This window comes from Aeromonas sp. HMWF014 (genome assembly GCF_963878295.1).
GTDB lineage: Bacteria > Pseudomonadota > Gammaproteobacteria > Enterobacterales > Aeromonadaceae > Aeromonas > Aeromonas popoffii.
The window spans coordinates 1-8,348 of record NZ_CAWNYS010000318.1 but is presented as its reverse complement, the minus strand read 5'-3'; the positions used below and the strand labels follow the sequence as shown (position 1 = coordinate 8,348).

The 8,348-nt window shown below is 62.2% G+C and carries 9 protein-coding genes; 4 read left to right on the top strand and 5 right to left on the bottom strand.

What is annotated here, in order from left to right; all coding sequences use genetic code 11:
* The 3 genes from rsmB to AAC083_RS13225 form a co-directional block, all read left to right on the top strand.
* A partial coding sequence (rsmB, locus tag AAC083_RS23120) for a 16S rRNA (cytosine(967)-C(5))-methyltransferase RsmB (RefSeq protein ID WP_258224562.1) occupies positions 1 to 615 on the top strand: 615 nt, incomplete at its 5' end.
* Between the two features lie 157 nt (positions 616 to 772).
* Entirely contained in the window at positions 773 to 2,149 is a 1,377-nt protein-coding gene (gene trkA / locus AAC083_RS13230; RefSeq protein WP_042033934.1) for a Trk system potassium transporter TrkA, read from the top strand.
* Positions 2,150 to 2,245: 96 nt separating this feature from the next.
* The gene (locus AAC083_RS13225; RefSeq protein WP_042033936.1) at positions 2,246 to 3,688 is read left to right on the top strand and encodes a TrkH family potassium uptake protein; all 1,443 of its coding nucleotides are present in this window, start codon (positions 2,246 to 2,248) and stop codon (positions 3,686 to 3,688) included.
* Between the two features lie 116 nt (positions 3,689 to 3,804).
* On the opposite strand, the gene rmuC is transcribed toward AAC083_RS13225, so the two are convergent.
* Complete coding sequence (gene rmuC / locus AAC083_RS13220; protein WP_108535457.1) at positions 3,805 to 5,145, bottom strand: DNA recombination protein RmuC; 1,341 nt, start codon at positions 5,143 to 5,145, stop codon at positions 3,805 to 3,807.
* Positions 5,142 to 5,357, bottom strand: a complete 216-nt coding sequence (locus tag AAC083_RS13215; RefSeq protein WP_042033938.1) for a hypothetical protein — start codon at positions 5,355 to 5,357, stop codon at positions 5,142 to 5,144. The genes rmuC and AAC083_RS13215 overlap by 4 nt, the downstream gene beginning before the upstream one ends.
* A 138-nt stretch (positions 5,358 to 5,495) precedes the next feature.
* Here AAC083_RS13215 and AAC083_RS13210 point away from each other — a divergent pair, with 138 nt between their 5' ends.
* Entirely contained in the window at positions 5,496 to 6,008 is a 513-nt protein-coding gene (locus AAC083_RS13210; protein ID WP_108535455.1) for a ferredoxin-type protein NapF, read from the top strand.
* 78 nt (positions 6,009 to 6,086) lie between these two features.
* On the opposite strand, the gene AAC083_RS13205 is transcribed toward AAC083_RS13210, so the two are convergent.
* The 3 genes from AAC083_RS13205 to AAC083_RS13195 form a co-directional block, all read right to left on the bottom strand.
* Positions 6,087 to 6,539, bottom strand: coding sequence for an Rrf2 family transcriptional regulator (locus AAC083_RS13205; protein WP_042033941.1), 453 nt, complete (start codon positions 6,537 to 6,539; stop codon positions 6,087 to 6,089).
* A gap of 298 nt (positions 6,540 to 6,837) precedes the next feature.
* Positions 6,838 to 7,677, bottom strand: coding sequence for a PfkB family carbohydrate kinase (locus AAC083_RS13200; protein WP_108535454.1), 840 nt, complete (start codon positions 7,675 to 7,677; stop codon positions 6,838 to 6,840).
* A gap of 118 nt (positions 7,678 to 7,795) precedes the next feature.
* The coding region (locus tag AAC083_RS13195; protein ID WP_375134727.1) for an alanine dehydrogenase at positions 7,796 to 8,348 on the bottom strand (553 nt) is incomplete at its 5' end.

Here is an 8,348-nt window from a genome sequence, read left to right as displayed (position 1 = left end):
GTACAGGATGGCGCGGCGCAACAGGCCGCCCGACTGCTCGACCCGCAACCGGGCGAGTGGGTGCTGGATGCCTGCGCCGCCCCCGGTGGCAAGACAGCTCACCTGCTTGAACGTCAACCCGCCCTGGCTGGCGTGGTGGCCGTCGATGCCGACGAGCACCGCCTCAAGCGGGTGCAGGAAAACCTGGATCGCATCGACCTCAAGGCCGAGGTGATCCACGGTGATGCCAGCACCCCGGAACTCTGGTGGCCAAAGGGTCAGTTCGATCGCATCCTGCTGGATGCCCCCTGCTCCGCCACCGGTGTCATCCGCCGCCACCCCGACATCAAGTGGCTGCGCCGGGATCAGGACATCCGTGAGCTGGCCGAGCTGCAACGCCGTATTCTGATCGCCCTCTGGTCGAAACTGAAAAGCGGCGGTACTCTGCTTTACGCCACCTGCTCAGTGCTGCCGGAAGAGAACCGCGAACAGATCCGTGCCTTCCTGGCAGCCACCCCGGATGCCACCCTGGTGCCGCTGCACGAACAGGATACCCCGGCATGTCCGGGCCGCCAGTTCCTGCCGGGCGAAGCCGAAATGGATGGCTTCTACTATGCCAAGCTGCTCAAACGGTAAGCAGGGCAGTGGCCATGAAGATGACGGGTGCCGGTTGACGGCACCCATTACTGCGTAATATCGAGCACGCTCTCCCTATGAAAATCATCATGTTGATGACTGACCCTGACCATACTGGCAGCCGTTGCAACACATCCTCGTTCCCTGAGGGGTTCCTATGAAGATCATCATTCTGGGTGCCGGCCAGGTCGGTGGCACCCTGGCCGAGAACCTGGCCGGCGAGAACAATGACATCACCATCGTCGATACCGACAGCGACCGCTTGCGGGAGCTGCAGGACAAGTTCGACCTGCGGGTGGTGAACGGCCACGGCGCCCACCCCAAGGTGCTGCGCGAAGCGGGCGCCCAGGATGCAGACATGCTGGTCGCGGTCACCAACAGTGACGAGACCAACATGATCGCCTGCCAGGTTGCCTACTCCCTGTTCAACACCCCGAACAAGGTAGCGCGCATTCGATCGCCGGCCTATCTGGTGGAACGGGATCGCCTGTTTCTGCCGGAATCCGTGCCGGTGGATCACCTGATCGCCCCCGAGCAGCTGGTGACCGACTATGTACGCCGGTTGATCGAATATCCGGGTGCGCTTCAGGTGGTGGACTTTGCCGGTGGCAAGGTGGGTCTGGTGGCGGTCAAGGCCTACTACGGCGGCCCTCTGGTGGGCAACGCCCTCTCCACCCTGCGGGATCACATGCCGAACATAGAGACCCGGGTGGCCGCTATCTTCCGCCAGAACCGCTCCATACGTCCGCAAGGCACCACCATCATAGAAGCGGATGACGAGGTCTTCTTCGTCGCCGCCGCTGGCCATATCCGGGCGGTGATGTCAGAACTGCAGCGGCTCGAGAGCCCCTATCGCCGCATCATGATCGTCGGCGGTGGCAACATAGGCGCCGGCCTCGCGCACCAGCTGGAGAAGCGCTACAGCGTCAAGTTGATCGAGCGTAATCAGAAGCGGGCAGAACAGCTGTCGGAGCTGCTGGAAAACACCATCGTCTTCTGCGGCGATGCGGCGGATCAAGAACTGCTGGCCGAGGAGCACATCGATCAGATCGACGTCTTCATCGCCGTGACCAACGAGGATGAGGCCAACATCATGTCAGCCCTGCTCGCCAAGAAGATGGGCGCCAAGAAGACCATGGTGCTGATCCAGCGCAGCGCCTACGTGGATCTGGTGCAGGGTGGATCCATCGACATCGCCATTTCGCCGCAGCAGGCCACCATCTCGGCCCTGCTGACCCACGTGCGCCGGGCCGACATCGCCAACGTCTACAGCCTGCGCCGCGGTGCAGCCGAGGCCATCGAGGCCATCGCCCACGGTGACGAAAACACCTCCAAGGTGGTGGGCAAGACGGTGGGTGAGCTCAAGCTGCCGCCCGGCACCACCATAGGCGCCATAGTGCGCGGTGATGAGGTACTGATCGCCCACGATCGCACCCAGATCCAGCAGGATGACCATGTGGTGATGTTTCTGGTGGACAAGAAGTACATCCCGGAAGTGGAACGGCTGTTTCAGCCAAGTCCTTTCTTCCTGTAACCTGCCCATGCCCCCAGGCAACGCAAACCTGACCCGGCACAGCCTCCCAAACGGATTGTCCGGGTCTTTTGTCAATCAACGATCAGGTTATCCTGCATGATCAAGCTGCGTCCCATCATCTTCACCCTAGGGCTGGTGCTCTCCAAGTTGGCCCTGTTCATGTGGCTGCCCACCCTGCTGGCGCTGCTCACCGGCTCCGAGGGCTTCGTCGAGTTCCTCAAATCCGTGCTGATCACCCACGGTGCCGCCCTGCTCTGCCTGCACCACGGTCGCAAGGCGGAGTTTCACCTCGGCGTGCGCGAGATGTTCCTGCTCACCACCTCTGTCTGGGTGGTCGCCTGCATCTTCGGGGCTCTACCCTTCTTCTTCTTCAACCACATCGACTTCACCGACGCTTACTTCGAGACCATGTCCGGCGTCACCACCACGGGTTCCACCGTACTGTCAGGGCTCGACGACATGGCCCACAGCATCTTGCTGTGGCGATCAATACTGCAGTGGCTGGGGGGCGTGGGCTTCATCGTGATGGCGGTGGCAGTGCTGCCCTACCTCAACGTGGGCGGCATGAAGCTGTTCCAGACCGAGAGCTCGGATTGGTCGGACAAGAGCGCACCGCGCGCCAAGACGGTGGCCAACAACATAGTGGTGGTCTATCTGGTGCTCTCCATGTGCTGCTTCCTCGCCTACTGGGTAAGCGGCATGACGCTGTTCGAGGCGGTCAACCACACCATGACCACTCTCAGTACCGGGGGCTATTCCACCTCGGATCAATCCATGTCGCACTTCTCCAACTCGGCACACTGGATCGGCACCCTCTTCATGTTCCTCGGCGGCCTGCCCTTCCTGCTCTATGTGCAGAGCCTGAGTCACCGTGACACCAGCCTGCTCAAGGATGCCCAGGTTCAGGGTTTCTTCTGGCTGGTGGTATGGGTCACGATCGTGGTCACCCTCTACCTGTGGATCAGAGACATTTACGGCTTTATGGATGCCCTGCGCGTCAGCAGCTTCAATATCGTCTCGGTGCTCACCACCACTGGGTATGGCCTCGGCGATTTTGGCACCTGGGGGCCGCTCACCAGCATCATCTTTATCATCTTGCTGGCACTGGGCGCCTGTTCCGGCTCCACCGCCGGCGGCCTCAAGGTATTCCGGGTACAGGTGGCGTTCGCCCTGTTCAAGAAGCAGATGCGCCAGTTGATGCACCCCTCCGCCGTCTTCCCGCAGAAGTACAACGGTCGCCAGGTCAACGACGCCATCATCCGCTCCATGATCTCGTTCGTGCTGGCTTACTTCGCCGTCATACTGCTTATCGCCGCCCTGCTCGCCGCCATCGGGCTGGATCCCCTGACGGCCATCTCAGGCTCCATCACGGCGGTGGCCAACGTAGGCCCGGGCATGGGCCCCATCATAGGTCCCAGTGGAAACTTTGCCACCCTGCCGGACTCGGCCAAGTGGATACTGTCGTTCGGCATGCTGCTGGGGCGGCTCGAGATCCTGACTGTGGCCGTGATCTTCTTCCCCTCCTTCTGGAAGCAGTAGCGCCGCCAATCAAGGCGGCGACACTGCCCGGCCAGACTCCAGATCGGGTGAGGAAATGCAAGAAGGGCAGCCAATGGCTGCCCTTCTTCATCTCATGCTGTGCGGGACCCTCTGCCTCACTCGGCAGACTCTTCCCGCTCCAGTGCGCGGTTGACCAACGGCTCGGGCAGCGTCTTGGTCACCTCGACCCCCAGCTCGCGAAAGCGCTCGGCCTGGGCGATCAGGTTGCCTCGGCCGTTGACCAGCCGTCCCATCGCCTTGTCGTAGCTCTCCTGCGCCTTGTGCAGGCTGCCGCCCATCTGCTGCATCTCTTCCACGAACAGCCGTAGCTTCTCGTAGAGGCGCCCGGCCCGCTCGGCAATCTGGCGAGCATTCTGGTTCTGCCGCTCGTAGCGCCACAGGTTTTCGATGGTGCGCAGCGCCACCATCAGGTTGGTGGGGCTCACCAGTAGTATGTTGTTGTCGAGGCCGTAGCGTACCAGGGAGGGATCGGCCTCCACCGCGGTGAGGAAGGCCGGCTCCACCGCCACAAACATCAGCACATAGTCGAGGGGGCGTACCCCCGGCAGTTGCTGGTAATCCTTACGGCCCAGCTCGCGGATATGGTTGCGCACCGAGGCAACGTGCTCTTTCAGCGCCACTGCCTTCTCCAGCACGTCGTCGGCGTTGTACCAGCGCTCGTAGGCGGTCAGCGACACCTTGGCGTCGATGATGATGTCTTTTTCCTGCGGCAAGTGGACTATCACGTCAGGCTGATAGCGCTTGCCCTTGTCCACTTCTATGTTGACCTGGGTATGGTACTCGTGGCCCTCGCGCAGGCCGCACTCGCTGAGAATTCGGGCCAGCACCACCTCGCCCCAGTTGCCCTGCTGCTTGCTGTCGCCCTTGAGGGCGCGGGTCAGGGCTGCCGCCTCTTCGGTCATACGGGCATTGAGCTCGGCAAGGCGCTCCAGCTCGAACTTGAGGCTGTGGCGCTGGGCCGTCTCCTGGGCGTGGGTCTCTCCCACCTGACGGCGAAACCCCTCCAACTGCTCTTTGAGCGGGGTGAGCAGCAGATCGAGACTGTTCTGGTTCAGTTCACGGAAGTTACCGGAGTTTTGTTCGAAGATCCGGTTGGCAAGGTTCTCGAACTGCTGGCTGAGGCGCTGTTCCGCCTCCTGTTGCAGTTGCAGCTTCTCGGCGGCTGCCAGCCGCTCGCTGCGCAGGGTGGCTTCGGCATCCTTGAGGCGGGCGGTGAGCTTGATGAGGAGGGTCTGCTGCTGATCCAGCTTCTGCTGGCCCTGCATCCGCTCGTCCTGCAGCTCGTCGAAGCGATCCTGCAACACCTGGTGACGTTCCTGGCTCAGCAACAACGCCTGCGCCTGTGCGCTGGCGGCACGTCGCCCCGCCAGCCAGCCAACCCCGAGGGCGCTCAGGGCGACCAGCAGTGCCGGCACCCAGCTCGCCAGGTCGATCATTTACGGCCCCGCTGACGCAGGAAGAGCTCGAGGTAACGGTTGAGCAATAGCCAGATCAGCACATAGAGGAGGTAGGCAGCCAGTACCACCCACTTGTGACTGTTAACCCCGGTGTCGAGCTCGGCGAACCCGATATCCTTGATGCGGCAGTAGGCCCACATCAACAGGGGGAAGATATACAACAGAGACGCACGCCACAGAAATAACCACATGAGTTCATTCAATCCCGCAAAAAGACTCGCCTAGCTTACACAAGGGCAACCCGGCTTGCGATCCTGCCCCGCGCTATTCTCTGGCTTGCCAGCGAAAACTTGGATAAAATTAACCCCTAATGGGTACAAGGGGTGGGCATGACTCATTTTTTCTGTCGATGGCTGATGCACGCATTGGGGGGCTCCCGCAAACCGGACGTGGTTTGTCACGAGGCACGCCCGCCTTGGGCCATCGAAGAGTCCCAGTACCTCTCCCTCTGCACCCGCTGCGGTGAATGCTTCAAGGCCTGTCCCAACCGCCTGCTCAAACCGGCAAGCCAATCCGAATACGAGGGCACTGCCATCGCCGGCACCCCTGTGCTGGATCTCGCCTGCGGCCAGTGCAGCTACTGTGGCAGCTGCGCCAGAGCCTGTCCGACCGGTGCCCTCGACCTGCAATGGGGACGCCAGGTGCAGACCCGGGTGCAGATAGAGGCGAGCTGTCAGGCACGGCAGGGCTTCTACTGCCTGCTGTGTGAGGATGCCTGCCCCCAGCTTGCGATCAAGGCCACCGCCGACGGCGTCAGCGTCAACATGGCGGCGTGCGATGGCTGCGGTGCCTGCGGTCTCGCCTGCTTCCATGGTGCCATCACCCTGATCCCCCAGCTCTGACCCGCGCCGCCACCCAGGTCTCAAACGGCAGAAAGCACAAAGGGGCACCAAGGCCCCTTTGTCAGTCCGGCACGGCGTTTATGCCATGACCAGAGTGGAATCCTGTTCGATACCGAGCAAGTGGCAGAGACGGGTCGGATCCCGCACCGCATCGGCCAGGGTATATTCCCCCAGCACCTCGAGGAAGGCGTTCATGGCGCGCCGTAGAATGCCCTGAATGCGGCAGCCACCGGAGAGGCGGCAGTTCTCGCGCTTGCAATCAACCGGGCAGAGCACGTGCTCCATGTCCATCACCACATCGCGCAAGTTGATGGAGACGGCAGAGCGACCGAGGCGGATGCCGCCATGCTTGCCACGTACCGTCTCTATGTAGCCCTTGATGCCGAGCTGATGCACTATCTTGACCACGTGGTTGCGAGAGATGGCAAAGGTATCGGCCACCTCTGTGATGGTCGACAGGCGATCTCCCGGCTGAACCGCCAAAAAAGTCAGGGTACGCAGGGCATAGTCGGTAAATCGTGTCAGTTGCATGGTCGCACTTGCCTCTTACTACAAGCCAGAAATCAGGACGACAACCTAAAGCTAAGAGGCGGGGCCGCGCTTGCGCTGGCACGGAGCACGCATCTTAATCTGAGTCGTGGAGTGACAAGGTTAAGAGCAGCTCAGGCGGGTGTCGATGAAGATGCACATAAATCGACACTTTCTTTGATTGATCGCAAACTTGCAGGCTTAGTCCAAGGTTTGGGGCATTTTTGGCGGCTAAACTCGCCTGTCCTCCCTTAACACCCGAGGGGATCGGACCACTCCATACGACACCTTGCTTCAGGATTCAGTGGGGCTGCCTGAGCCAGTTTTTCAAGGCACTGGAGGGAATCGAACTCTCGGAGGCGACCGCAAAAGCCCCCCAATCCACCGCACACTGCAAAGCATCCTGGATCGCCATGCCACGGGCAAGACCATGAATGAGGCCACCGGCGAACGCATCCCCCGCCCCCGTGGTATCGACCACGGACACCGGCCGCGCCGCCACCCGGATCTGCTCCTCGCCGTGAATGGCCACGGCCCCCGCCTTGCCTTCGGTCAGCACCAGCCACTCCAGCTGATCTCCCGCCTGCTGCCTGGCATGCTGCCAGGGGTCGCCCACCTCGCCGAGATCGGAGCGGGAAGCGACCAGCACGTGGCAGGGGCGGTGCGCCTGCCCACCCTTGGGATACTGGGCCACCACGAAGCTCTTGCCGAGCATCTGGCGCATGTAGCCGATGATGGCGGTGCCGGGATAGTTCACGTAGAGGCAGTCCACCCCCTCCACCGGCAAGTCGCCGGGTAGATCGGGGCGACGCGGCCGCCTGAGGATGGTGCGCTCGCCGGTGGCGTCCACCAGGATCAGCAGCTCGCCTGTTTCGCCACCGAAGCGCTCCACATGAGAGCAGTCCAACCCGTAACCCGCCGCCTGCTCCAGCAGCCAGTCGCCCGCCTCATCCAGTCCGATGCGGGAGGCTATGGTCACCTCGTGACCCGCCCACACCAGCCCTATGCCGGTGTTGGCGGCGCCGCCGCCCAGCCGGCGGCCCTGATCCACGTATTGCAGCCGGGCACCGGCCACCAGAGGTTCGGAGAGGGAGAGCACATGATCGCAGTTGAGATTGGCGAGCAGCAGAATACGGGACATGGAGAGACCTCACTGACAAGGGACCCCAGTATATGAGAAAGGGCCCTGACGGCCCTCCCTGAAATCGCGGGGTTTGTGAGCCCGCTCGACGTTTGCCGGCCGGCTTTACGCTGCTGCGTCAGCCCAGTACGGACTCGGCGCTGACGTACTCGTAGCCGAGCGCCTGGGCCACCGCGGCCTGGGTGACCTTGCCTTTGAACACGTTGAGACCGGCCCGCAGGTGCTTGTCATCCCTGAGCGCCTGGACATAGCCCTTGTCGGCCAGTGCCAGCACGAACGGCAAAGTGGCATTGGTCAGGGCGAAGGTGGAGGTACGCGCCACGCCACCCGGCATGTTGGCCACACAGTAGTGGATGATGCCGTCTACTACATAAGTGGGATCCTCGTGGGTGGTCGGGTGGGACGTCTCGAAACAGCCGCCCTGATCGATAGCCACATCCACCAGCACAGAACCCTTGCGCATCAGCTTGAGCATGTCGCGGGTCAGCAGCCTGGGCGCCGCCGCCCCCGGGATCAGCACGGCGCCGATCACCAGATCCGCCTGGGCGATGCAAGCCTCGATATTGGTGCGGGTGGAGTAGAGGGTCTTGAGGGCCGGACCATACAGACTGTCCAGCTCCCGTAGCCGCGGCAGGGAACGATCCAGGATAGTGACATCGGCCCCCAACCCC